We start from the raw sequence: 23,690 nt of genomic DNA, 5'->3' as shown, positions 1-23,690 counted from the left end.
CCGGACCGGAGCCACCGGTGGTGCCGGCGCCTCGGGCAGGACCGGCGGTACCGGCGGTCCGTCCGGGACCGGGTACCGCAACGGTGCGGACCGGACCGGCACCGGCGGCCCGGGCGGCGCCGACACCGGCGACACGGGTGGGGCCGATGGGCGTTTCGCCGAGCGGAAGGCCACCTTCGACCTGTGGAGGGCGACCGCCTCCCGCTACGCCCTCCTTCCGTTGCGGATCTTCCTCGGGATCACCTTCGTCTACGCCGGACTCGACAAGCTCACCGACTCCGCCTTCTTCGCCGACACGGGCAGCGGCTCGATCGGCGAGATGATGCGCGGCGTCCGCGACAGCTCCGCGATCCCCGCCCTCGTCGACCTCGCCCTCGAGAACCCGGCCGGCTTCGGATACGCCATCGCCTTCGGCGAACTCGCCGTCGGGCTCGGGACCCTCTTCGGTCTCTTCGCCCGCTCGGCGGCGCTCGGCGGCGCGCTGATCTCGCTGAGCCTCTGGCTGACCGTGAGCTGGCAGGTGCACCCGTACTACCTCGGCAACGACCTGGCCTATCTGATGTCCTGGCTCCCGCTGCTGCTGGCCGGGGCCCCGGTGCTCTCGCTGGACCGGCTCCTCGCCGAACGACGTCGTATTCGATAGGCGACCCAGGTCGCGAGGGCGGCGGTGCCGAGGCCGCCGCAGAGCACGGGCACCACCGCGTACCACGGGGTCGTCCAGGCGTCGGCGGCGTCGCCCGCGTAGGCCGCGGCCAGGGCGAGGGCGGTCAGGCCGACGAGCAGCCGGCCGGGGCGGAACTCATGAAGCAGCACGGGTGACCTCCACCTGTCCGAGTCCGACCTCCAGCGAGAGGTCCAGGGTGCCGGCCGGGGCGGTCCCGGTCGGCGGGGCGAGCGTCCGGGTCACGGAACGGTCCGGCGCGATGTCGATGTCGCCGGCGGGCGCGCCCGACAGCCGCAGGTCGCCCAGGCCCACCTCGGCGTGCAGCTTCACCACCGCGCTCTTCGGAACGATCACCTTGACCCGCCCGGCACCCACCCCGACGTGTGTCGCCGCCGTCGTGCCGGCCGGGAGCGGGAGCCGGGACAGGTCGAGCGTGCCGACCCCGGTGCCCAGTTCGTACTCCGGCCGCACGTCGGCGACCGAGACGGGCCGCCAGGTCTCGCGGACCCAGTCCGTGGTGATGCGGTCGGGCAGCGCCGACGCCAGGGCCAGCAGGCCCGCCGTGACCACGGCCAGGAAGACCGTGCCGAAGCCGGTCCGTCCGACGAGGCTGCTGACGACGAGCCCCAGGCCGAACACCGCGAGCGCGGCCGCCAGACCGATCTGCAGGCTGGTGCCCAGCGGGTGGGTGTCCCAGCTCAGGCCCGTGCCCAGACCGCCCGCGATCAGGGCGAGCAGGAAGACGAGCCCCCCGATGGAGAGCGGGCTCCGGCGGACGGAGGGCGCCGGGCGCCCGGCCGCCGCGGGGTCGGGGCCCCACTGACTGCCGGGCTTCGGCACCTCGCCGTTCACCCGGCCGTCCTCGTCCAGGATTCCGTGCGGACCCCACAGATAGCCGACGGCGATCTTGCCCGTCGAGCCGTCCTTGACGATCGGGTCCTTCCACCAGGAGGGGGACTCGAAGAGCGGTGGCGCCTTGGTCTCGGGCGGAGCCTCGGCGACCGTGAGGACGGTCGCCGCGTCCGACCCGCCCTCGGTCTCGCCGCCGACCCGCCGCCGCTGCGACCAGACCGCCGCCCCGCACACCGCGAGCGACAACGTGAGCGTGAAGCCCAGCACCTCCCCGCTGTGCAGGGTCGACAGGAAGATCCCGCAGCCGATCAGCGCCATCAGCAGGGCCGCCAGGGAGGCGCCGGACACCCGGCCCGTCAGCAGTCCGCGCCCTTCGCTCTCCTCCTCGCCCGCGAGCGGGATCAGCAGCCACGCGAAGCCGTAGAACACCAGCCCCAGGCCGCCCGCCACCGACAGCACGCCGATCACCACCCGGAATATCACCGGGTCCAGGTCGAAGCGCCGCCCGAGGCCTCCGCAGACGCCGCCCACGACGTTGCTTCCGCGCGAGCGCCGGAGCGGCGGGGCGGGATCGGCCTCCGCCGGCGGCGGGGCCTCGTGCTGCGAAGGCGTCGAACTCGTCATGCCTCCATGGTGACGGCCCGTGACGTTCCGCGGCACCGGGGCCGACCCTGGCCCGACCCTGATATTCGTGGGGCCTTCGCCCCCGAGCCGGTACCAGGGACGATCTCAGGGCCGACCCTGATGTCCGGGGCGGGCCGGACGTGTGACGATCGGTGCATGTCCGCAACCGCTCGTGTCACCGACACCGACGAACCGCCCGTGCGCAGGCTCTACCGGAGCGCCGACGGGCGGTGGCTCGGCGGTGTCGCACGCGGTCTCGCGGGACACCTCGGGCTTCCGGTCGTCTGGGTGCGGGCGCTCTTCGTGGTGCTGTCGTTCTCGAACGGCCTGGGCATCGTGCTCTACGCGGTCTTCTGGATCGTGGTCCCGCTCGGTGTCGGTGGAAGGTCCGCCCCGCGCTCCCTCTTCGAGACCACCTCGGACGGGCGCCGCAGACTGCGCAAGCCCGACCGCGGCCAGGTCGTCGCCCTGATCGCGCTCGGCATCGGCCTCGCGGCCCTCGCCGGGAACGTCAGCGTGGACAACGAGACCGGGCGCTACATATGGCCGCTGATCCTCATCGCCGTCGGCGTCGTCCTCGTCTGGAGACAGGCGGACAACGCCCGCCGGGCCAGCTGGACCGACACCGGGCGCAACAAGCGCGCGTTCCAGATCGTCCGCGGTTTCGTCGGCGTCGGTCTCGTCGGCACCGGGCTCGCGGTCTTCGTGGTGGTCCGCGGCTCCGTCGCCCAGTTCGGCACGGCCGTCACCGCCGCCGTCGCCGTCCTCACCGGCATAGCGCTGCTCGCCGGCCCCTGGCTGGTCCGCATGTCGCAGGACCTCAACGACGAGCGGACCATGCGCATCCGCGCCCAGGAGCGTGCCGAGGTCGCGGCCCACGTCCACGACTCCGTGCTGCACACCCTGACCCTGATCCAGCGCAACGCCGACGACCCCGGCGAGGTCCGCCGCCTCGCCCGCGCGCAGGAGCGCGAGCTGCGGAACTGGCTCTACAGGCCCGAGGGCACCGGCAGGGACGAGGAGCCCGAGACCCTGGCGGAGGCGGTGAAGAGAGCGGCGGCCGAGGTCGAGGACAACCACGGGGTCCCGCTGGAGGTGGTCGTCGTCGGAGACTGCCCGCTCGACGAGAAGCTGGCCGCGCAGATGCAGGCCGCGCGCGAGGCGATGGTCAACGCCGCCAAGTACGGTGGCGAGGGCGGGGCGGTGCAGGTGTACGCCGAGGTGGAGGGCCGTACGGTCTTCGTCTCGGTGCGGGACCGGGGGCCGGGCTTCGACCTGGACGCGGTGCCCGAGGACCGGATGGGCGTACGAGAATCGATCATCGGCCGTATGCAGCGCAACGGCGGTACGGCCCGGCTGCGGTCGCCGCAGGGCGGGGGCACCGAAGTGGAGCTCGAGATGGAGAGGGCGGACGGATGAGCGACGAGACCGGAGCGACGACCGGAACCGATGCGGAGGCGTCGGGCACGGAGCGCCGGGTGCGGGTGGTGCTCGTCGACGACCACCGGATGTTCCGCACCGGGGTGCAGGCCGAGATCGGCCGGACCGAGGTCACCGGCGTCGAGGTGGTCGGCGAGGCCGCCGACGTCGACCAGGCGGTCACGGTCATCACCGCGACCCGTCCCGAGGTCGTCCTCCTCGACGTCCACCTGCCGGGCGGCGGCGGGGTCGAGGTGCTGCGCCGCTGCGCGAGCCTGATGGGCGCGCCCGAGGACCCGGTCCGTTTCCTGGCCCTGTCGGTCTCGGACGCGGCCGAGGACGTCATCGGGGTGATCCGGGGCGGTGCCCGCGGCTATGTGACCAAGACGATCACGGGGACCGACCTGGTCGACTCGATCTTCCGCGTCCAGGAGGGTGACGCCGTCTTCTCGCCGCGCCTCGCCGGCTTCGTCCTGGACGCCTTCGCCTCGACGGACGCGCCGCCGGTGGACGAGGACCTGGACCGGCTCACCCAGCGGGAGCGCGAGGTGCTGCGGCTGATTGCCCGGGGATACGCGTACAAGGAGATCGCCAAGCAGCTCTACATCTCGGTGAAGACGGTCGAGTCGCACGTCTCGGCGGTGCTGCGGAAGCTCCAGCTCTCCAACCGTCACGAGCTGACCCGCTGGGCCACCGCCCGCCGTCTGGTCTGAGCGGGCCCTCAGCCGACCCGGGTGGCCCCGGCGAAGGGCATCTCGTCGATGGGGGCGATGCGCACGGGGGCGCCCGGCCGGGGGGCGTGGATCATCTGGCCGCCGCCGATGTAGAGCCCGACGTGGCTGATGCCGGAGTAGAAGAAGACCAGGTCACCGGGGGCGAGCTGGGAGCGGGAGACGCGCCGGCCGGCGTTGATCTGGGTGTACGTGGTGCGGGGCAGGGAGATGCCGGCGGCGCGCCAGGCCGCCTGGGTGAGGCCGGAGCAGTCGTAGGCGGAGGGGCCCGTCGCTCCCCACACGTACGGCTTGCCGAGCTGGGCGCGGGCGAAGGAGACGGCCTCGGCGGCCCGGCCGTCCGGGGCGGTCACCGGTTCGCGCCCGCCGCCCGAGGAGCGGTCGGCCCGTACCGTCGGGGAGGCGCCGGCCGGGCCCGTGGCGCCCGAGCCGTCGGTCCGCGTCGAGGTGCCGGAGCCGTCCCGGGCCGCGGCGGCCGCCTCGTACCGGGCGCGTTCCTCCTCGGTCAGCCGGGCGAGCAGCGCCCTGGCCTCCGCCAGCTTGCCGACCACGGCCGCCTTCTGCCGCCGCAGTTCCGCCTCGTGCCCGCGCAGCGCGGTCAGTTTTCCCGCGGACTCGCCGCGCAGCCGCCGGATCGCGGTGAGCTCGCGCCGTACGGCCGCGACGGCGGCCGCCTGCCGGTCCCCGGCCTTCTCGGCGAGCGCGGCCCGTTCCAGGTACTGGTCGGGGTCGGAGGTGAGGGCGAGCTGGACGGCGGGGTCGAGCCCGCCGGAGCGGTACTGGGCGGCGGCCATGGCCCCGAGGGCGTCCCGGGCGGTGTTGAGGCGCTCGGTCCTGCGGGCGGCCTCGTCGCGCAGCCGGTCGAAGGCGGCGCGCGCCTCGTCGGCCTTCTCCTTCGCCCCGTTGTACCGCTCCGTCGCGACCTCGGCCTCCTCGTAGAGCCGGTCGACCTTCGCCTTGACCTGGGCGGTGGTGGGCCGGGGGTCCGCGTGTCCGGACCCTTCGAAGAGCGTCGCCGTCGCCGCGGAGGCGAGGGCGAGGGTGGCGGCGGCGCGGACCGCCGAGGAGCCGAGGGGGGACTGTTTGGACTTCCGGTGCGCTGCCACGAGGGCGGGTCACATCCTCTTCCCTGGGGGACGGTGGCCGCCGGGCCGGCGGCGGGCCGCACAGGGGAGACGGGCCGCCGCCGGGTCTTCTCGGCGGGGGTGACCGGCGCCGCCGGAGCACCGGCGGTGGTGGGGAGCCGGTCACCTGGGGGAGGACGCTAAACCTGGGGTCACGGCCGGACGGGGAGTTGACCGCTATTGGCGACAGTTGACGGGTCGGGGACCGATCCCTTTCGTCCGGAGTGAGGGGACGGGGTCATTCCGGCGGCCGTCCGACCGAAGCGGCGAGGGGAGTGGACCCGGCCGGAGGGCAGTGGTAGGGGCCCGGTTAGGCTCCGCCCATGGACGTCCTCATCAATGTCTTCGTCGCCCTGCACATCATCGGTATCGCCTCCCTCCTCGGCGGCTTCCTCACCCAGATGAAGGCGATGGGCGCGGGTACGGCCCGCTTCAGCCCCGCGATGCTGCACGGCGCGCTGACCATGCTGGTCACGGGCGTCGCGCTCGTCGGCCTCAACCAGGCCGACGACCACACCGTGAACAACCTCAAGATCGGGATCAAGCTGGCGATCCTCGTCGTGATCCTCGGCCTCGTCTACGTCAAGCGGGACGAGGAGAAGGTCGACAAGGGCCTCTTCGCCGCCGTCGGCGGCCTGACCACGGCGAACGTCCTCATCGCGACCCTCTGGGTGTGAGCCGCCGGGGTCGCCGGGAGTCGGCCGGGGCCACCGGATGTGAGCCCTTCCACAGCCTCCGTCCCGAAGGCGGACCCGGATGTCGGCGGGGCGTCCTAGACTCGTGAGGCGATGAGCAGCCTCTTTGACGACAGCTTCCTGGCCGGCCTCCAGAACCACGCGGAGGAGCCGCCGCCCCACCCCGAGGACGAGCACGGCTCCCCGGCCGATGAGGAGGTCCCGCACGACCTCTTCGGGGAGCACTTCGACGTGCCTCCGCCGGCCCGGGAGACGCACTACCGCGACGGCCACCCCCGGCCCGTCGTGGACCCCGCCGCGCTCCTGGAGGGGCTGAACGAGCAGCAGCGCGCCGCCGTCGTCCACACGGGCACCCCGCTGCTCATCGTCGCCGGCGCCGGCTCGGGCAAGACCCGGGTGCTCACCCACCGCATCGCCCACCTCCTGGGCACCCGGCACGTCCACCCCGGCCAGATACTGGCGATCACCTTCACGAACAAGGCCGCCGGCGAGATGAAGGAGCGCGTCGAGCAGCTCGTCGGGCCGCGGGCCAACGCGATGTGGGTCATGACATTCCACAGCGCCTGCGTCCGCATCCTGCGCCGCGAGTCGAAGAAGCTCGGCTTCACCTCCTCCTTCTCGATCTACGACGCGGCCGACTCCAAGCGGCTGATGGCACTGGTCTGCCGGGACCTGGACCTCGACCCGAAGAAGTTCCCGCCGAAGTCGTTCAGCGCCAAGATCTCGAACCTGAAGAACGAGCTGATCGACGAGGAGACCTTCGCCGACCAGGCCGCCGACGGCTTCGAGAAGACGCTCGCCGAGGCGTACCGGATGTACCAGGCGCGGCTGCGCGAGGCCAACGCCCTGGACTTCGACGACATCATCATGACGACGGTCCACCTGCTCCAGGCGTTCCCGGACGTCGCCGAGCACTACCGGCGCCGCTTCCGCCACGTGCTCGTCGACGAGTACCAGGACACCAACCACGCCCAGTACACGCTGGTGCGCGAGCTCGTCGGCACCGGCTACGAGGACCTCGGCCCGGCCGAGCTGTGCGTCGTCGGCGACGCCGACCAGTCGATCTACGCCTTCCGCGGCGCGACCATCCGCAACATCCTCCAGTTCGAGGAGGACTACCCGGACGCGACGACGATCCTCCTGGAGCAGAACTACCGCTCCACCCAGACGATCCTCTCCGCGGCCAACGCCGTCATCGAGCGCAACGAGTCCCGCCGCCCCAAGAACCTGTGGACGAACGCGGGCGCGGGATCGCAGATCACCGGCTACGTCGCCGACACCGAGCACGACGAGGCCCAGTTCGTCGCCGACGAGATCGACCGGCTCACCGACGCGGGCGAGGCCAGGGCCGGGGACGTCGCCGTCTTCTACCGGACCAACGCCCAGTCCCGCGTCTTCGAAGAGATCTTCATCCGCGTCGGCCTGCCCTACAAGGTCGTCGGCGGCGTGCGCTTCTACGAGCGCAAGGAGGTCCGGGACGTCCTCGCGTACCTGCGCGTCCTCGCCAACCCCGAGGACACCGTCCCCCTGCGCCGCATCCTCAACGTCCCCAAGCGCGGCATCGGCGAGCGCGCCGAGGCGATGATCGACGCCCTGTCCCTGCGCGAGAGGATCACCTTCCCGCAGGCCCTCAAGCGGGTCGACGAGGCGTACGGCATGGCCGCCCGCTCGGCGAACGCCGTGAAGCGGTTCAACGCGCTCATGGACGAACTGCGCACCGTCGTCGAGTCCGGCGCGGGACCCGCCGTCGTCCTGGAGGCCGTCCTGGAGCGGACGGGTTACCTGGCCGAGCTCCAGGCCTCGACCGATCCGCAGGACGAGACCCGCATCGAGAACCTCCAGGAACTCGCCTCCGTGGCCCTCGAGTTCGAGCAGGAGCGCGGTGAGGAACCCGCGACCCTCGCCGAGTTCCTGGAGCAGGTCGCGCTCGTCGCCGACTCCGACCAGATCCCGGACGAGGACGAGGAGGGCCGGGGCGTCATCACGCTGATGACCCTGCACACCGCCAAGGGCCTGGAGTTCCCGGTGGTGTTCCTCACCGGGATGGAGGACGGCGTCTTCCCGCACATGCGCGCCCTCGGGCAGACGAAGGAGCTGGAGGAGGAGCGGCGCCTGGCGTACGTGGGCATCACGCGCGCGCGTGAGCGGCTCTACCTCACCCGCTCGTCGATGCGCAGCGCCTGGGGCCAGCCCTCGTACAACCCGGCCTCGCGCTTCCTGGAGGAGATCCCGTCCGCGTACCTGGAGTGGAAGCGGACCGGTTCGATGGCCAAGCCCGCCGGGCCGACCTCGGGGATCACCTCCTCGCTCTCGTCCTCCCGCTCGCGCTCCGGCCCCTCCGGCTTCGCCACCCGGCGCGCGGGCGAGAAGCCGGTCATCTCCCTCCAGGTCGGCGACCGGGTCACGCACGACCAGTTCGGGCTCGGCACGGTCATGGCGGTGCAGGGCGCCGGCGGGGAGGCCCAGGCGACGATCGACTTCGGCGACGACAAGCCGAAGCGACTGCTCCTGCGGTACGCGCCGGTCGAGAAGTTGTAGCGAGGCGGTACGAGGAAGGGCCCCGGCGTCATCCGCCGGGGCCCTTCTCGTGGTGCTCGGATCTCGTACGGGGGAAGGCTCAGCCGAGCGGGTTGAGGCCGTGGCTCAGCAGCCAGGGCAGCGGGTCGATCGCGGAGCCGCCGCCGGGCCGGACCTCGAAGTGGAGGTGCGGGCCGGTGGAGTTGCCGGAGTTGCCGGAGTAGGCGATGACGTCGCCGGCCTTGACGTAACCCGAGCGGAGCTTGGTGCTGCTGAGGTGGCAGTACCAGGTCTCGGTGCCGTCGGGGGAGGTCACGATCGCCATGTTGCCGTAGGCGCTGTTCCACTGCGTGCGGACGGTGCCGTCGGTGGCGGCCATGACGGGGGTGCCGTACTGCACGGGGAAGTCGATGCCGGTGTGCAGCGACATCCAGTTGACGCCGGCCTGACCGAACCGGGCGCTGAGCTGGTGCAGCTTCACCGGCAGCAGGTACTTGGGGCGCAGCGCCTCCTTGCGGGCCGCCTCCTCCTCGCGCTTCTTCTTCTCGGCCGCCTGGCGGGCGCGGAGGTCGATGCGCTCCTGGGTGCGGCTGGCGCGGTCGCCGAAGTCGCGGGCGTCGGCGCTGAGCGCGGCGAGCTGGGTGTCGAGCGCGTTGTTGGCGGCGACCTGCTTGACCGAGGCCGGGTCGGCGGCGGCCAGCGAGGTCGTGTCGTCCTTCTGTCCGCCGGTCGTGTCGGAGCCGGTGAGGCCGCCGACGGAGGCGGCGGCGATGCCGGCGACTCCCATGACGCAGGCGGAGGGGACGGCGACGGTCAGCAGCGCGGACCGTTTGGCGGGGGTGCGGCGACGGGCGCGGCTGCCGCCGGAGGAGCGGCGCACGGGACGGCCGGCGAGGGGCGGTTCCGTACGGAGCCCGACGGCCGGTCCGGCGGTCGGCTCGTCCTGGTCGTAGGCGTCGTCGACGTCCTCGCCGTCGAGGCCCTCCGGGGCTCCGGCGTCGGCCTCGGCGGGGTCGTAGGTCTCGTCGGCCTCGTGGGAGGAGAGCTCCTGGTGTCCCTCGTGTCCCTGGTGCCCCTCGTGTTCCGCGGGGACGTACTCGAAGGCGAACTCGGCCGTGTGCTCGGCCTGCGGGGCGTACTGGTGGGGCACGACCGGCTCGGGTTCCGGGGCCGCGTGGTTCCACGCGGTCGCGTCGAAGGCGCCGGTCTCGGTCGCGAAGGCGGGGGCGGCCCACTGGCCGGTGGCGTCGTAGGCCTCGTGGCCGTACGTGCCCTGGGCGGCGTACGTGCCGGCGTGGGCGGTCTCGTACTGGCCGGTGTGCTGCGCCTCGGTCCAGGCGGAGGCGTCCCACTGGCCGGTGGCGTCGTACTGCGTCGCGGCGGTCTCGTACGCGCCGGTGGTCTCGTACGCGCCGGTGGTGTTCCACTGCCCCGTGGTGTCCCACTGGCCGGTCGTGTCGTACTGCCCGGTGGTGTCGTACTGCCCCGTCGTCGCGTACGTGCCGGTGGCCGCGTACTGGCCGAGGTCCCACTGGCCGCTGTGATCGGCCTGACCGTCGGGGTAGGCGCCGAACAGCGGGTCGATGGCGAAGCTGCCGGTGGTGTGGGCGCCGTCGCCGGCGTATCCGGCGTGGGGGTGCTGGTCGTTCACCAACGTCTCTCTCGCCTCGGCAGCAGGAGCAGTCCGGGGCAGGCCCGTGAGGGGTGTCCCGGGGGTAAGCAGTGGCGCGACTGTACCCGGCGGTATGCGGGGCGGACAATCTTCGGAGGGGTTTGAGCCCGCAGGAAACGGGCAATCGACCGCGTTTTGCCAGGTCGGGTGGAGAGCTTTGGCCTTGTGTTCGATGAACGTTCGAAGAACGGTGTCGTGCGGTCAGGCGACCGAGGTGGCGCCGGGCTCCTCCTCGCGCGTTCCGACGGCCACCGGCCCGCCCGCGTCGAGGGCCTCCCGGACCCCGGCGGCCACCGTCGGATGCACGGGCAGCGCGAGATGGCCGATGCCGCTCACCCGCACGTTGTGCACGAGCAGGTCGGGATGGTCGAGACGGGCGGTCTCCACCGGCACCATCACCTGGTCCAGGTCGCTCCAGAAGCTCACGAACCGGGTACGGCAGCCCGGCGCGGGCCCGGCGAGCTCCCGCAGCACCTCCGAACCGGGCCGCATCTGCCGCACCAGCGGATGCGCGTCGGCGAGCGGGGCCACCGTGGTGCCCGCGTGCGGAGTGCCGAGCGTCACCAGGCTGCGCACCCGGGAGTCGCCATCCAGTCGCTGTACGTAATAACGGGCGATCAGGCCGCCGAGACTGTGCCCGACGATGTCGACCTCGGCGTGCCCGGTGCGGGCGCGCACCTCGTCCACCCGGCGGCCCAGCAGCTCGGCGGCGGCCCGCAGGTCGCAGGTGAGCGGGGAGTAGTTGAGCGACTCGACGCAGTCACGGCCGTGCCGGAGCAGGGAGCGGCGGAGCATGACGAAGACCGACCGGTTGTCGACGAAGCCGTGCAGGAGGATCACCGGGCGGTCGCCCGGGGTGATCGTCGTGGGCGGTGGGGCGGGGGAGAGCCGCTCGGCGATCATCCCGGACGGGTAGAGGACGAGGTGGCCGGTGAGGATCGCGACTTCCAGGGCGGTGGCCTTCATGAAGGCGGTGACCTTGCCGAACTCCATGGCCGGCCTCCCGAACGGCACGCGGGGCCGAACGGTACGCCGGCCCACCGTGCGCCGCACCGCCCGGACGGCGGTGCGAGGCGCGGTGACCTCGTCACGGCTCCCTTCGCGACCGGCCCCGCTCGCGGCTGGTGGGCCCAGGAGAAGGGCCCGGAGCGGGGACGGCGCAGAGCGAACATGTCCCATGTGTGATTTCCCCCCCGGGCGCCGTCGCGAAACGGTTCCGGTGCGGGATGCTGGGGATGACGTTCGTTCACCTCCCCGGCCGTCAGGCGCGGGGTCGCATGTGGAGGCAGTGATGGGTGTGAGCGGTCCGATCCGTGTGGTCGTCGCCAAACCGGGTCTCGACGGCCACGATCGCGGAGCCAAGGTGATCGCACGGGCCCTGCGCGACGCGGGCATGGAGGTCATCTACACCGGGCTCCACCAGACCCCCGAGCAGATCGTCGACACCGCGATCCAGGAGGACGCCGACGCGATCGGCCTCTCGATCCTCTCCGGAGCGCACAACACGCTGTTCGTGAAGGTCCTGGAGCTCCTCAAGGACCGCGACGCGGAGGACATCAAGGTCTTCGGCGGCGGCATCATCCCCGACGCGGACATCCCGCCGCTCAAGGAGAAGGGCGTGGCGGAGATCTTCACTCCGGGCGCGACGACCGCGTCCGTCGTCGAGTGGGTGAACGCGAACGTCCGCGTCACCGCGTGATCCGCTGAGCGGTGCGCCCGCGCCCCGGCCGGCAGGGCCCTTCCCCGCCCGGGGGTCCCTGCCGTCGTCCGGGGGCGTGCCGACCGGGCCGCCCCCTCAGGGGCCGGGTGCCGGTGCCGGTGCGGAAGCGGTCGGCGGGGGCGGCGGTGTGAGTTCGGCGTGCATCGCGGCGCGGAGTCCGAGGGTGGAGACCAGGCGCTGGAAGGCCTCCGCCCAGTAGTCGCCCGCGCCGGGGGAGCTGTCCTCCGTCTCGTACGGACGGGCCGTCAGGGACTCCAGCCGACGTGCCGCCTCCGGGGCGAGGCAGCGCTCCGCCAGGCCCATCACCCCGCTGAAGCTCCACGGGTAACTGCCCGCCTCACGCGCGATGTCGAGCGCGTCGATCACCGCGGCGCCGAGCGGCTCCGCCCACGGGACGGCGCAGACGCCCAGCAGCTGGAACGCCTCCGACAGCCCGTGGGCCGCGATGAACGAGGCGACCCAACGCGCCCGTTCCTCCGCGGGCAGCGTCGACAGGAGCTGGGCGCGCTCGCCCAGCGACGAGGTGCCGGGGCCCGTCGCGGGCGGAGCGGAAGGGGATCCGAGCAGCGCGCGCGACCAGGCCGGGTCCCGCTGTCGCACGGCGGCCCGGCACCAGGCCGCGTGCAGTTCGCCCTGCCAGTCGTCGGCGACCGGCAGCGCCACGATCTCCTCCGGGCCGCGCCCCCCGAACCTGGCCGGCCAGGAGGGCAGCGGCGTCGCCTCGACGAGCTGGCCCAGCCACCAGGAACGCTCGCCCCGGCCCGCCGGGGGCGTCGCCACCAGTCCGTCCCGTCGCATCGCCGCGTCGCACTCGTGCGGGGCCTCGACGGCGATCGTCGGCGTCGGGGCCGTCCGGTCCAGGCCGACGCAGGAGGCGGCCCGGGCCGCCATCCGGCCCGCGAGGGCGGACGCGGGCAGGGCGGAGAGCAGCTCGGCGGCGGTGGCCCGGACGTTGCGGCTGCGGTCGTCGAGGGCCTCCTCCAGGAACGCCTCGTCGGCGTCGGAGAGCCCGGCCCGCAGCGAGTCCAGGAACATCAGCCGGTCCTCCGCCCGCTCGGTGGACCAGGTCGAGGCGAGCAGCGCGAGACCGGCGGCCGGGTCCTCGCTCCGTACGGCGGAGAGCAGGGCGACCCGCTCGGCGAACAGGCCCTCGTCCCACAGCGCGCGGACCCCTTCGGCGTCCTCCGGGGACGGAAGGCGGCCGCCCGCGCCACGGCCCCGGAGGGCGAACCCCCACTCGGGGTTGAGCCGGGCCAGCCACAGGCCGCGCGGACCCGCCAGACGCAGCGCCCGGGGGCGCAGGTCGGTGCGGGCCCTGGCCGCGTCGAGCAGCGCGGGCAGGGCCGCGGGCGGCGCCTTGTAGCCGTACCGGTCGGCGAGGGCCAGCCACTGGGGGAGCAGCTCGGCCAGGTCGGGGGCGGCTCCGCGCCGCCCGGCGGGCGAGGGCGCGGTCCGGCCGGCGAGCAGCTGGGCGAGGCGGAGCCGGGCGGCCTCGGGCAGCGGCGCGCGCGGATCCTCCGGCGCGGGCTCCGGAAGGGGCGCGGCGGTGCCGGGCCGCAGCCCCGCCCTGCGCCGTACGGTGTGCAGCGCGGCCGCGTCGAGCAGCGCGCCCGGCAGGTCCCGGGCCGTGGCGGAGCCCCCGGGCGCGGTGGGGGGCCGACGGTCCGTCCCCAGCATCGCCGAACTGACGAGCTCCTCCCAGGACGGGGTGGACGCCTCGTCGGCGGTCGTTCCCGCCGCCGGCGCGGCGGGGGTGGTCGCGGTCGTGTCCATCGGGCTCCTCCGGTGGGTCGGTGCGCGGTGGCCGGACGTCATGTGAGGGGGACCGTCTCGCCCGGGGTCTCCGGCGACCAGGCGGCGAGCGGGGTGAACCCCCGGTGCCCGACCTCCCCGAAGACGGTCACCGGGGCGCCGCCGGACAGGGCGGCCAGGCGCCACAGGCCGGGCCGGGACCGGGCGGCGGGCGTCAGGGGCAGCGCCTCGCGGCCGTCGGCGTCGGCGAGCTGCCAGCCGTACTCCGCGGGCGCCGGGACGACCCGGCTCAGCGTCACGGGCCAGGAGTCCAGCCACGGGTCCTCGCGGAGCGCGCGGCCGTACGCGTCGAGAGCCGTGCCGACCGGCCCGCCCGCCGGCGGGACGACGGGGCCCGCGACCGGGACGAACCGCTCGCCCGGCTCCGCCCGCACCTGGCCCGAGCCGGTGTGCGGCGTCAACTCCCCGTCCAGCAGCGCGCCCACGGGGAGCGCGAGCTGCGGCGCCCGGCCCGCCGCGCCGAAGGAGAGGAGGAGGGCGGTGCGCCCGGTCGTCGTGCCGTGCAGCCAGATCCGCCGGGTCGTCAGCCGGGCGTCGGCCGCGTCGTACTGCGCGAGGACCAGCCAGTGGTCGCGCACCGGGACGCCGTCGGCCGGGGCGGTGAGGCCCACCCGGGTCCGCACCGTCGTCGCGAGCGGGGCGGGCAGCCGGTCCGCCGCCAGCCACGCCCGGCCGAGGAGGTGCGTCAACGCGCACTCCTCCAGGAGCCGCACCGGCCAGCCCGGCCCCGAGCCGGGTATCGCCCCCAGCTCCCGGACCCGCCCGGCGAGCCCCGGCGCCTGGGCGTCGACCATGCGGGCCGCCGTCTCCTCCCACAGCCCGTACCCCGCCTGCCCGGCCACCGCCAGACCGCCGCGCAGCAGGTCGGCGAGGCGCTGCTCCAACTCCCTCGCGCCCGAGGTGATCCGGGCCGCCCTGCGCTCGGCCCGGCGGCGCGCCGCCTCCGGATCCGCCGTCGCTCCCGGGGGCCCGTCCCCGGCCGGAAGGCCCGCGCGCGCGGCCCGGCCGCGCCGCGCGGTGAGCCACTGCGCGGCCCAGTCGGGAGCGGGGCACCCCTCGGCGGCGATCCCGTCCGCGGCCCGGAGCAGCAGCAGGCCCAGGGCGTGCTTGCAGGGTGACTTCCTGCTGGGGCAGCCGCAGGAGTACGCGGGCCCCGTGGTGTCGACGACCGCCCGGTACGGCGTGCTTCCGCTGCCCTTGCACAGACCCCAGACGGCGCCGTCACCGCAGCCCGTCTCCGACCAGGGCCCGGCCGTGCCGAGCTTGCTCCCCGCTCTGCGCGACGCTTCGTCAGGAGCCAGCGCGAGCACCTGTTCCGCCGTCCAGCGCACCCCCATGGCATTCATGTCGTCGAAGGTAGGGGCCGCCACTGACAACGCCCTCCTCCGGACGGCTCCGGGCCGCGGGACCGCGAGGTCACGGAGGAGGCCGGCGGCAGGAACACCGAGTCGACCGGCGATCGTCGGCTGACCCTCCCTCACCTCCCCGACCGGCGCCGACCAGCGGCGACATCCGATTGTCAGTGGCGTGGTGCACGGTGGATCGCACAGCAGGTCGAACGATCTGGAGGGGGATCCATGCCCGTGCCCGAAACCATCGCGAAGCCCGGTTCCGGTGTCGAGACGGACACCGGAACGGGACGGCCGCAGACCGCCGACGAGGTCCTGCGGCCGCACGCGGAGCACGCCTTCGCCCATGAACTCGCGGCCCTCGCCGCCGCCGACGACCGGCCCCGGCCCGCCCGCTGGCGGCTCTCCCCGTGGGCCGTCGCCACCTACCTCCTCGGCGGCACGCTCCCCGACGGAACCGTCGTCACGCCCAAGTACGTCGGACCGCGCCGCATCGTGGAAGTCGCCGTCACCACGCTCGCCACCGACCGGGCGCTGCTCCTCCTCGGCGTCCCCGGCACCGCCAAGACCTGGGTCTCCGAGCACCTCGCCGCCGCCGTCAGCGGCGACTCCACCCTCCTCGTCCAGGGCACCGCCGGCACGCCCGAGGAGGCCGTCCGGTACGGCTGGAACTACGCGCGACTCCTCGCCCACGGCCCCAGCGAGGACGCCCTGGTCCCCAGCCCCGTGATGCGCGCGATGTCCCAGGGCACGACCGCCCGGGTCGAGGAGCTCACCCGCATCCCCGCCGACGTGCAGGACGGCCTCATCACGATCCTGTCCGAGAAGACCCTGCCCGTCCCCGAGCTCGGCCAGGAGGTGCAGGCCGTCCCCGGCTTCAACCTGATCGCCACCGCCAACGACCGCGACCGCGGCGTCAACGAGCTCTCCAGCGCGCTGCGCCGCCGCTTCAACACCGTCGTGCTGCCGCTGCCCGCGACCCCCGAGGCCGAGGTCGACATCGTCGCCCGCCGGGTCGAGCAGCTCGGGCGCTCCCTCGAACTGCCCGTCCTGCCCGACGGCGTGGACGAGATCCGCCGGGTCGTCACCGTCTTCCGCGAACTGCGGGACGGGGTCACCACCGACGGCCGGACGAAGGTCAAGTCCCCCTCGGGGACGCTCTCCACCGCGGAGGCGATCTCCGTCGTCACCGGCGGACTCGCCCTCGCCGCCCACTTCGGCGACGGCGTCCTGCGCCCCGGCGACATCGCCGCCGGCATCCTCGGCGCGGTCGTCCGCGACCCGGCGGCCGACCGGACCGTCTGGCAGGAGTACCTGGAAACGGTCGTGAGGGAGAGAGACGGCTGGAAGGACTTCTACCGCGCCTGCCGCGAGGTGAGCGCATGACCTGCGCGGCCACGGCCCCCCGCACACCCCGCCCACCGGACCCGCCCCCGGCCTCCGGCGCCCTTCGGGGGGAGCCCCTGCTGCTCGGGGTGCGGCATCACGGACCCGGGTCCGCGCGGGGGGTGCGGGCCGCGCTGGAGGCGGCGCGGCCCGCCGCGGTGCTCGTCGAGGGACCCGCCGAGGCCGACGCCCTCGTGGCGCTCGCCGCGGACCCGGACATGCGGCCGCCCGTCGCCCTGCTCGCCCACGCCGTGGACGACCCGGGGCGGGCCGCGTTCTGGCCGATGGCCGAGTTCTCGCCCGAGTGGGTCGCGATCCGCTGGGCCCTCGACCACGGCGCGGCCGTCCGCTTCGTCGACCTGCCCGCCGCCCACACCCTCGCCGCCGCCGACCCCACCTGGAGGGACGAGGGGGACGGCGAAGAGGAGGTCAGCGGTGGCCCGCGGATCGACCCGGTCGCCGAACTCGCCGGAGCCGCCGGGTACGAGGACGCCGAACGCTGGTGGGAGGACGTCGTCGAGCTGCGCGGGGACGGCGACCCCACCGCCCCCTTCGAGGCCCTCGCCGAGGCCATGGGCGCCCTCCGCGAGACGTACGGAGACGGCGGACACCCCCGCGACCTGATCCGCGAGGCGCACATGCGGCTCAAGCTGCGCGCCGCCCGCAAGGAGTTCGGCGACTCCGTCGCCGTCGTCTGCGGCGCCTGGCACGTGCCCGCCCTCGCCCGCAGGACCACCGTCGCCGCCGACAAGGCCCTCCTGAAGGGCCTGCCCCGGGCGAAGGCCGAGCTGACCTGGGTCCCCTGGACCCACCGCAGACTCGCCCGCCGCTCCGGCTACGGCGCCGGGATCGACGCGCCCGGCTGGTACGGGCACCTCTTCGCCGCCCCCGACCGGCCCGTCGAGCGCTGGATGACGAAGGTCGCCGGGCTCCTCAGGGCCGAGGACCACCCCGTCTCCTCCGCCCACGTCATCGAGGCCGTCCGGCTCGCCGAGACGCTCGCCGCCCTGCGGGGCCGCCCGCGCCCCGGCCTCGACGAGACGACCGACGCGATCCGCGCCGTCCTCTGCGAGGGCTCCGACGTGCCGCTCGGCCTCGTCCGCGACCGCCTCGTCGTCGGCGACGTCCTCGGCGAGGTGCCGGCCGGCGCCCCCGCCGTGCCCCTCCAGCGCGATCTGGACCGCCGCCGGCGCGCCCTGCGCCTCAAGCCCGAGGCCCAGGAGCGCGAGCTCGGACTCGACCTCCGCAAGGAGACCGACGGCGAGCGCAGCCGACTGCTCCACCGGCTGCGCCTCCTCGGCGTCCCCTGGGGCGAACCGGCCGCCGGACGGGCCGGCACCGGCACCTTCCGGGAGACCTGGCGGCTGCGCTGGGAGCCCGAGCTGCACGTCCGGGTCGCCGAGGCCGGCGTCTGGGGCACCACCGTCGAGGCCGCCGCCACCGCCAGGGCCGAGTCCCGGGCCCTCGCCGCGACCGCCCTCGGCGACATCACCGCCCTCGCCGAGCAGTGCCTCCTCGCCGGGCTCGGGGACGCGCTGCCGGTCGTCATGCGGGCGCTCGCCGACCGGGCCGCGCTCGACACCGACGTCGCCCACCTGGCGCAGGCCCTCCCGGCCCTGGCCCGCGCCCTGCGCTACGGCGACGTCCGCGGCACCGGCACGGAGGCCCTCGGCGAGGTCGCCGCCGGGATCGCCGAGCGGATCTGCGTCGGCCTGCCGCCCGCCTGCGCCGGACTCGACACGGACGCCGCCGCGCAGATGCGGGAGCGGCTCGACGACGTCCACACGGCGATCGGCCTCCTCCCGGACCGCCCCGACCTCGTCGACCGGTGGGCCGGGGTGCTGCGCCGGCTCGCCGACCGCGACCGGACACCGGGCGTCCTGCGGGGGCGGGCCGCCCGGCTCCTGCTCGACGAGGGCCGGACGGCCGACGGCGAGGCCGCCCTGCTCATGAGCCGCGCCCTCTCGCCCGGCACCCCGCCGGCCGACGCCGCCGCCTGGATCGACGGCTTCGTCGGCGGGGCCTCCGGCGGCGGACTGCTCCTCGTCCACGACGAGCGGCTCCTCGGGCTGGTCGACGCCTGGCTGACGTCCGTCCCGGCCGGGGCGTTCACCGACGTCCTGCCGCTGCTGCGGCGCACCTTCTCCGGCTACGAGCAGGGCGTGCGCCGCAGCCTCGGGGAGCTGGTCGCCAGGGGGCCCCGCCCCGGCGGCCCGGGACCCTCCGCGCCCGGCGTGCCCGGCTTCGCACCGGACCCCGACCCCGAGCGGGCGGACGCCGTGCTGCCGCTCCTCCACCTCATCCTCGGAACGGAGGCCCTCGCATGACGCACCCGACGCCCACCGACGACGAGCGGCTGCGGCGCTGGCGGCTGGTCCTGGGCGGTGGGGAGGCCGACGGCACCGGCCGGGCGCTCACCGGCACCGACGCCGCCATGGACGGAGCCCTCACCGCGCTCTACGACCGCCCGGGCGAGAGCGGCCCCCGCACCGGACGGGACCGATCGGCCGGGCTCGGCGCGTCCGCGCCCTCCGTCGCCCGCTGGCTCGGCGACATCCGCACGTACTTCCCGAGCTCCGTCGTCCAGGTCATGCAGCGCGACGCCATCGACCGGCTCGGCCTCGCCGCCCTCCTCCTGGAGCCGGAGATGCTGGAGGCCGTCGAGGCCGACGTGCACCTCGTCGGCACCCTCCTCTCCCTCGGCAGGGCGATGCCCGAGACGACCCGGGAGACCGCCCGGGCCGTCGTCCGCAAGGTCGTCGACGACCTGGAGAGGCGTCTCGCCGCCCGCACCCGCGCCACCCTCACCGGCGCGCTCGACCGCTCCGCCCGGATCAGCCGCCCCCGCCACCGGGACATCGACTGGGACCGCACGATCCGCGCCAACCTCAAGCACTACCTGCCCGAGCACCGCACGGTCGTCCCCGAGCGACTCGTCGGCCACGGGCGCGCCTCCCGGGGGGTCAGGAAGGAGGTCGTGCTCTGCGTCGACCAGTCGGGTTCCATGGCCGCCTCCGTCGTCCACGCGGCCGTCTTCGGCGCGGTGCTCGCCTCGATGCGGTCGCTCGCGACCCGCCTCGTCGTCTTCGACACCTCCGTCGTCGACCTGACCGAGCAGCTCGACGACCCGGTCGACGTCCTCTTCGGCACCCGGCTCGGCGGCGGCACCGACATCGACCGCGCCCTCGCCTACTGCCAGTCGAGGATCACCTGCCCCGCGGACACCGTCGTCGTCCTCGTCAGCGACCTCTACGAGGGAGGCATCCGGGACGGGATGCTGAAGCGGGTCGCGGCCATGAAGGCCTCCGGCGTCCAGTTCGTCGCGCTGCTCGCGCTCTCCGACGAGGGCGCCCCCGCCTACGACCGGGACCACGCGGCGGCGCTCGCCGCGCTCGGCGTCCCGGCCTTCGCCTGCACCCCCGACCTGTTCCCGGAGATCATGGCGGCCGCTCTGGAGAAGCGCCCCCTCCCGCTGCCGGAGGGCTGACGCGGGGCGGGCCGAGGACTGCGGAATCCGTCGTCGCGGGACCACCCGCACGGGCGCGCGCGATCCGACTGAGGTCCATATCACACGGGTGGCGGAACGGCCCTCACTCCGGGCCCCGGCGCGTCGTGAGAACCCCGAAGGCCGGTCCCCGCCTGCCGCGAGGGGCCTCCGGGTCCGTCCCGCCACCCCTACGGACAGCCCTCCGGTCCGTACGTTCTGTGACCCGTATCACCGCTCTCGCGCGACCTGCGATTTAGGGACCCACGGCCCACGGGGATAACCTGCGAGACGGACATGCCGCGTCCACGGACTCCGTGAACGCCTCCCTTGTGACAGCGCAGTCACGTTGCCCTCCGCGGCACGCCCACGCAGACAACGAACCGCGATCATCAGAAAAGGGACGGACGCGCGTGGACCTGTTCGAGTACCAGGCGAGGGACCTCTTCGCCAAGCACGGTGTACCGGTGCTGGCCGGTGAAGTCATCGACACGCCTGAGGCGGCGCGCGAGGCCACCGAGCGTCTTGGCGGCAAGTCGGTCGTCAAGGCGCAGGTGAAGGTCGGCGGCCGCGGCAAGGCCGGCGGCGTGAAGCTGGCCGCCACCCCGGACGAGGCCGTCGCCCGCGCGACGGACATCCTCGGGATGGACATCAAGGGCCACACGGTCCACAAGGTGATGATCGCGGAGACCGCTCCGGAGATCGTCGAGGAGTACTACGTCTCGTACCTCCTCGACCGCACCAACCGCACCTTCCTCGCCATGGCGTCCGTCGCCGGTGGCATGGACATCGAGGAGGTCGCCGCGACGACCCCCGAGAAGCTCGCGAAGGTGCCGGTCGACTCCAACAAGGGCGTCGACATCGAGAAGGCCCGCGAGATCGTCGCCCAGGCGAAGTTCCCGGCCGAGGTCGCCGAGAAGGTCGCCGAGGTCCTCGTGACCCTGTGGGACACCTTCGTCGCCGAGGACGCCCTCCTCGTCGAGGTCAACCCGCTGGCCAAGGTCGCCTCCGGCGAGGTCATCGCCCTCGACGGCAAGGTCTCGCTGGACGCCAACGCCGACTTCCGCCAGCCGGAGCACGAGGCGCTCGAGGACAAGGCCGCAGCCAACCCGCTCGAGGCTGCCGCCAAGGCCAAGGGCCTGAACTACGTCAAGCTCGACGGCCAGGTCGGCATCATCGGCAACGGCGCGGGCCTGGTCATGTCGACGCTGGACGTCGTCGCGTACGCCGGTGAGAACCACGGCGGCGTGAAGCCGGCCAACTTCCTCGACATCGGCGGCGGCGCCTCCGCCGAGGTCATGGCGAACGGCCTGGAGATCATCCTCGGCGACCCGGACGTCAAGTCCGTGTTCGTCAACGTCTTCGGTGGCATCACCGCCTGTGACGAGGTCGCCAACGGCATCGTGCAGGCCCTGGAGCTCCTCGCCTCGAAGGGCGAAGAGGTCACCAAGCCGCTGGTCGTCCGTCTCGACGGCAACAACGCGGAGCTGGGTCGCAAGATCCTGTCGGACGCCAACCACCCGCTCGTGCAGCGCGTGGACACCATGGACGGCGCGGCCGACAAGGCCGCCGAGCTCGCGGCTGCGAAGTAAGGGACAGGGGAAACCACAGCCATGGCTATCTTCCTCAACAAGGACAGCAAGGTCATCGTCCAGGGCATGACCGGTGCCACGGGCATGAAGCACACCAAGCTCATGCTCGGTGACGGCACCAACATCGTCGGCGGCGTGAACCCGCGCAAGGCCGGCACCAAGGTCGACTTCGACGGCACCGAGATCCCGGTCTTCGGCACCGTCGCCGAGGCGATGAAGGAGACCGGCGCCAACGTCTCGGTCCTCTTCGTGCCGCCGGCCTTCGCGAAGGCCGCCGTCGTCGAGGCGATCGACGCCGAGATCCCGCTCGCCGTCGTCATCACCGAGGGCATCGCCGTCCACGACTCGGCCGCGTTCTACGCGTACGCCGTCGAGAAGGGCAACAAGACCCGCCTCATCGGCCCGAACTGCCCCGGTCTCATCACCCCGGGCCAGTCCAACGCCGGCATCATCCCGGGCGACATCACGAAGCCGGGCCGCATCGGCCTGGTCTCGAAGTCCGGCACGCTGACGTACCAGATGATGTACGAGCTCCGTGACCTCGGCTTCTCCTCCGCCGTCGGCATCGGTGGCGACCCGGTCATCGGCACCACGCACATCGACGCCCTCGCGGCGTTCGAGGCGGACCCCGACACCGACCTGATCGTCATGATCGGCGAGATCGGCGGCGACGCCGAGGAGCGCGCGGCCGACTTCATCAAGGCCAACGTCACCAAGCCGGTCGTCGGCTACGTCGCGGGCTTCACCGCCCCCGAGGGCAAGACCATGGGCCACGCCGGCGCCATCGTCTCCGGCTCCTCCGGCACCGCCCAGGCGAAGAAGGAGGCCCTCGAGGCCGCCGGTGTCAAGGTCGGCAAGACGCCGACCGAGACCGCCAAGCTGGCGCGCGCCATCCTCGCGGGCTGAACAGGCTGAAACGCACAGCGGCCTGACAGGCAGCACGCGAAGGGGCCCCGCCCCTCCCGGGAGACCGGGAGGGGCGGGGCCCCTTCGCATCGGTCACCCGACCGCCGGGACCAGCCGTTCCGGGCCCGGGTTGGGCTCGGCGCGCAGCTTGTCGCGGAGCTCCAGGTCCTCCGGGCCGAGCCTCTGAGGGCCGCCGCGCACGGGCACGCCGTTGACGGCCTCGCCGGGGGCGTTCACCGGGATGTAGCGGGTCGGCGCGGTCGCCGCCGTGAAGCCGGTCACCACGACGAGGGCCGCCGTCACCCCGAGCACCGTCCGCGTCCAGCCGCGGGTCCGGCGCTCGCTGCCCGTCCGGACCGTGCGGGCGGGCGGCAGCGTCGTCGTCGGCGCTGCCGCGACCAGCGCGCTCAGGCACCGGTGCAGGGCCTCCGGCTCGGCGAGCTCGGGGATCCGCCTGCCGAGGACGGTCCGGGCGTGCAGCAGCCGGTTGGCCGCGGCGGGCGTGCTCGCCTCCGTCTCGGCCGCCGTCTCCGGCAGGTCCAGGCCGAGCCCGTCGTAGAGCAGGAGGGTACGGCGGTACGGCGGAGGCAGTTCGAGGAGGGCGCCGAGCAACGCCCGGAGGTTCGCCTCGGCCGGCGGGGCGTCGGGGTGCCGGTGGGCGCGCCGGAACCGGTGCCAGGGGGAGAGGGCGTACTCGTACGCCGTCGCCCGCACCCAGCCCACCGGGTCCGCGTCCACGGCGACCTCGGGCCAGCGCTGCCAGGCGTGGTGGAAGGCGTACTCGACGGCCTCCCGGGAGAGCCGGCGGCGCCCGGTGAGCAGGTACGCCTGGTGGACGAGGCCGGGTGCGGCGTACGCGTACAGCGCGTCGAAGGCCTCCTCGGGGGTGAGGGTCGGCGGCTGCGCGGGGCCCGCGGGGGCGGCCGGTTCCGCCGGGGCCTCCGCCGCCACCGGTCTCAGCCGCTCCGGCGGCTTCGAGGGGCCTTTGCGGGCGGGGCCCGGTGAGATGGCCGGCGCCGGGGACGGGGCCCGCGGCGGCTTGGCGGCCCGCTTGACGGCGGCCCTGGGCCGCACGTTGCCCGAAGCCTGCGGCTGCGCCTGGGCCTGCGCCTGCGGCTGCGCCTGGGCCTGCGCCTGCGGCTG

The 23,690-nt window shown here is 74.1% G+C and carries 18 protein-coding genes; 11 read left to right on the top strand and 7 right to left on the bottom strand.

What is annotated here, in order from left to right; translation table 11 throughout:
- The first annotated feature begins 181 nt into the window (after positions 1–181).
- The gene (locus IE180_RS15070; RefSeq protein WP_190157687.1) at positions 182–643 is read left to right on the top strand and encodes a DoxX family protein; all 462 of its coding nucleotides are present in this window, start codon (positions 182–184) and stop codon (positions 641–643) included.
- 156 nt (positions 644–799) lie between these two features.
- Here the strand turns inward: IE180_RS15070 and IE180_RS15065 are convergent, their stop codons facing one another.
- A complete protein-coding gene (locus IE180_RS15065; RefSeq protein WP_190157401.1) occupies positions 800–2,140 on the bottom strand; it encodes a PspC domain-containing protein in 1,341 nt (446 codons plus the stop codon).
- A 156-nt stretch (positions 2,141–2,296) separates the two neighbouring features.
- Between IE180_RS15065 and IE180_RS15060 the strand changes: the two genes are divergently transcribed.
- Positions 2,297–3,559, top strand: a complete 1,263-nt coding sequence (locus IE180_RS15060; RefSeq protein ID WP_190157400.1) for an ATP-binding protein — start codon at positions 2,297–2,299, stop codon at positions 3,557–3,559.
- Complete coding sequence (locus IE180_RS15055) at positions 3,556–4,272, top strand: LuxR C-terminal-related transcriptional regulator (RefSeq protein ID WP_030687669.1); 717 nt, start codon at positions 3,556–3,558, stop codon at positions 4,270–4,272. The genes IE180_RS15060 and IE180_RS15055 overlap by 4 nt, the downstream gene beginning before the upstream one ends.
- 8 nt (positions 4,273–4,280) lie before the next feature.
- On the opposite strand, the gene IE180_RS15050 is transcribed toward IE180_RS15055, so the two are convergent.
- Entirely contained in the window at positions 4,281–5,396 is a 1,116-nt protein-coding gene (locus IE180_RS15050; protein ID WP_190157399.1) for a C40 family peptidase, read from the bottom strand.
- Between the two features lie 341 nt (positions 5,397–5,737).
- Between IE180_RS15050 and IE180_RS15045 the strand changes: the two genes are divergently transcribed.
- Together IE180_RS15045 and pcrA are read left to right on the top strand one after the other, a co-directional pair.
- Positions 5,738–6,091 (top strand): hypothetical protein, encoded by a 354-nt coding sequence (locus IE180_RS15045; protein WP_190157398.1) that lies wholly within the window; start codon positions 5,738–5,740, stop codon positions 6,089–6,091.
- Positions 6,092–6,202: 111 nt separating this feature from the next.
- Positions 6,203–8,647 (top strand): DNA helicase PcrA, encoded by a 2,445-nt coding sequence (gene pcrA / locus IE180_RS15040; RefSeq protein WP_190157397.1) that lies wholly within the window; start codon positions 6,203–6,205, stop codon positions 8,645–8,647.
- Between the two features lie 79 nt (positions 8,648–8,726).
- Here pcrA and IE180_RS15035 read toward each other — a convergent pair whose 3' ends face one another.
- Entirely contained in the window at positions 8,727–10,277 is a 1,551-nt protein-coding gene (locus IE180_RS15035) for a M23 family metallopeptidase (RefSeq protein WP_190157396.1), read from the bottom strand.
- 222 nt (positions 10,278–10,499) lie between these two features.
- The gene (locus IE180_RS15030; RefSeq protein ID WP_190157395.1) at positions 10,500–11,291 is read right to left on the bottom strand and encodes a lipase family alpha/beta hydrolase; all 792 of its coding nucleotides are present in this window, start codon (positions 11,289–11,291) and stop codon (positions 10,500–10,502) included.
- A 298-nt stretch (positions 11,292–11,589) separates the two neighbouring features.
- On the opposite strand from IE180_RS15030, the gene icmB reads away from it, so the two are divergent.
- Entirely contained in the window at positions 11,590–11,997 is a 408-nt protein-coding gene (gene icmB / locus IE180_RS15025; protein ID WP_190157394.1) for a coenzyme B12-dependent isobutyryl CoA mutase small subunit, read from the top strand.
- 96 nt (positions 11,998–12,093) lie between these two features.
- On the opposite strand, the gene IE180_RS15020 is transcribed toward icmB, so the two are convergent.
- Together IE180_RS15020 and IE180_RS15015 are read right to left on the bottom strand one after the other, a co-directional pair.
- Positions 12,094–13,791, bottom strand: a complete 1,698-nt coding sequence (locus IE180_RS15020) for a DUF5691 domain-containing protein (protein WP_190157393.1) — start codon at positions 13,789–13,791, stop codon at positions 12,094–12,096.
- Between the two features lie 38 nt (positions 13,792–13,829).
- Positions 13,830–15,176, bottom strand: a complete 1,347-nt coding sequence (locus IE180_RS15015; RefSeq protein WP_229860495.1) for an SWIM zinc finger family protein — start codon at positions 15,174–15,176, stop codon at positions 13,830–13,832.
- A 231-nt stretch (positions 15,177–15,407) separates the two neighbouring features.
- On the opposite strand from IE180_RS15015, the gene IE180_RS15010 reads away from it, so the two are divergent.
- The 5 genes from IE180_RS15010 to sucD all read left to right on the top strand — a co-directional run bounded on the left by IE180_RS15010 (position 15,408) and on the right by sucD (position 22,547).
- A complete protein-coding gene (locus IE180_RS15010) occupies positions 15,408–16,565 on the top strand; it encodes an ATP-binding protein (RefSeq protein ID WP_190157392.1) in 1,158 nt (385 codons plus the stop codon).
- The gene (locus IE180_RS15005; protein ID WP_229860494.1) at positions 16,562–18,892 is read left to right on the top strand and encodes a DUF5682 family protein; all 2,331 of its coding nucleotides are present in this window, start codon (positions 16,562–16,564) and stop codon (positions 18,890–18,892) included. Before IE180_RS15010 ends, IE180_RS15005 begins: the two co-directional genes overlap by 4 nt.
- Positions 18,889–20,052, top strand: a complete 1,164-nt coding sequence (locus IE180_RS15000) for a VWA domain-containing protein (protein WP_190157391.1) — start codon at positions 18,889–18,891, stop codon at positions 20,050–20,052. Before IE180_RS15005 ends, IE180_RS15000 begins: the two co-directional genes overlap by 4 nt.
- Before the next feature lie 410 nt (positions 20,053–20,462).
- Positions 20,463–21,641, top strand: coding sequence for an ADP-forming succinate--CoA ligase subunit beta (gene sucC, locus IE180_RS14995; RefSeq protein ID WP_093874472.1), 1,179 nt, complete (start codon positions 20,463–20,465; stop codon positions 21,639–21,641).
- Between the two features lie 21 nt (positions 21,642–21,662).
- The gene (gene sucD / locus IE180_RS14990; RefSeq protein ID WP_190157390.1) at positions 21,663–22,547 is read left to right on the top strand and encodes a succinate--CoA ligase subunit alpha; all 885 of its coding nucleotides are present in this window, start codon (positions 21,663–21,665) and stop codon (positions 22,545–22,547) included.
- Between the two features lie 93 nt (positions 22,548–22,640).
- Here sucD and IE180_RS14985 read toward each other — a convergent pair.
- Positions 22,641–23,690, bottom strand: a 1,050-nt coding sequence (locus tag IE180_RS14985; protein ID WP_190157389.1) for a sigma factor-like helix-turn-helix DNA-binding protein, incomplete at its 5' end; no start/stop codon positions are given.

Origin of the sequence: Streptomyces litmocidini, from assembly GCF_014649755.1 — a bacterium.
Taxonomy (GTDB): Bacteria; Actinomycetota; Actinomycetes; order Streptomycetales; family Streptomycetaceae; genus Streptomyces; species Streptomyces litmocidini.
Note: the sequence above shows the minus strand (reverse complement) of the source record. Positions and strands in the feature narration are given on the sequence as shown.

Coding starts and splice junctions, on each gene's coding strand:
- IE180_RS15065 (WP_190157401.1), bottom strand. CDS start 2,140: ATGACGAGTTCGACGCCTTCGCAGCACGAGGCCCCGCCGCCGGCGGAG.
- IE180_RS15060 (WP_190157400.1), top strand. CDS start 2,297: ATGTCCGCAACCGCTCGTGTCACCGACACCGACGAACCGCCCGTGCGC.
- IE180_RS15055 (WP_030687669.1), top strand. CDS start 3,556: ATGAGCGACGAGACCGGAGCGACGACCGGAACCGATGCGGAGGCGTCG.
- IE180_RS15045 (WP_190157398.1), top strand. CDS start 5,738: ATGGACGTCCTCATCAATGTCTTCGTCGCCCTGCACATCATCGGTATC.
- pcrA (WP_190157397.1), top strand. CDS start 6,203: ATGAGCAGCCTCTTTGACGACAGCTTCCTGGCCGGCCTCCAGAACCAC.
- IE180_RS15030 (WP_190157395.1), bottom strand. CDS start 11,291: ATGGAGTTCGGCAAGGTCACCGCCTTCATGAAGGCCACCGCCCTGGAA.
- icmB (WP_190157394.1), top strand. CDS start 11,590: ATGGGTGTGAGCGGTCCGATCCGTGTGGTCGTCGCCAAACCGGGTCTC.
- IE180_RS15020 (WP_190157393.1), bottom strand. CDS start 13,791: ATGGACACGACCGCGACCACCCCCGCCGCGCCGGCGGCGGGAACGACC.
- IE180_RS15015 (WP_229860495.1), bottom strand. CDS start 15,176: ATGAATGCCATGGGGGTGCGCTGGACGGCGGAACAGGTGCTCGCGCTG.
- IE180_RS15010 (WP_190157392.1), top strand. CDS start 15,408: ATGCCCGTGCCCGAAACCATCGCGAAGCCCGGTTCCGGTGTCGAGACG.
- IE180_RS15005 (WP_229860494.1), top strand. CDS start 16,562: ATGACCTGCGCGGCCACGGCCCCCCGCACACCCCGCCCACCGGACCCG.
- IE180_RS15000 (WP_190157391.1), top strand. CDS start 18,889: ATGACGCACCCGACGCCCACCGACGACGAGCGGCTGCGGCGCTGGCGG.
- sucD (WP_190157390.1), top strand. CDS start 21,663: ATGGCTATCTTCCTCAACAAGGACAGCAAGGTCATCGTCCAGGGCATG.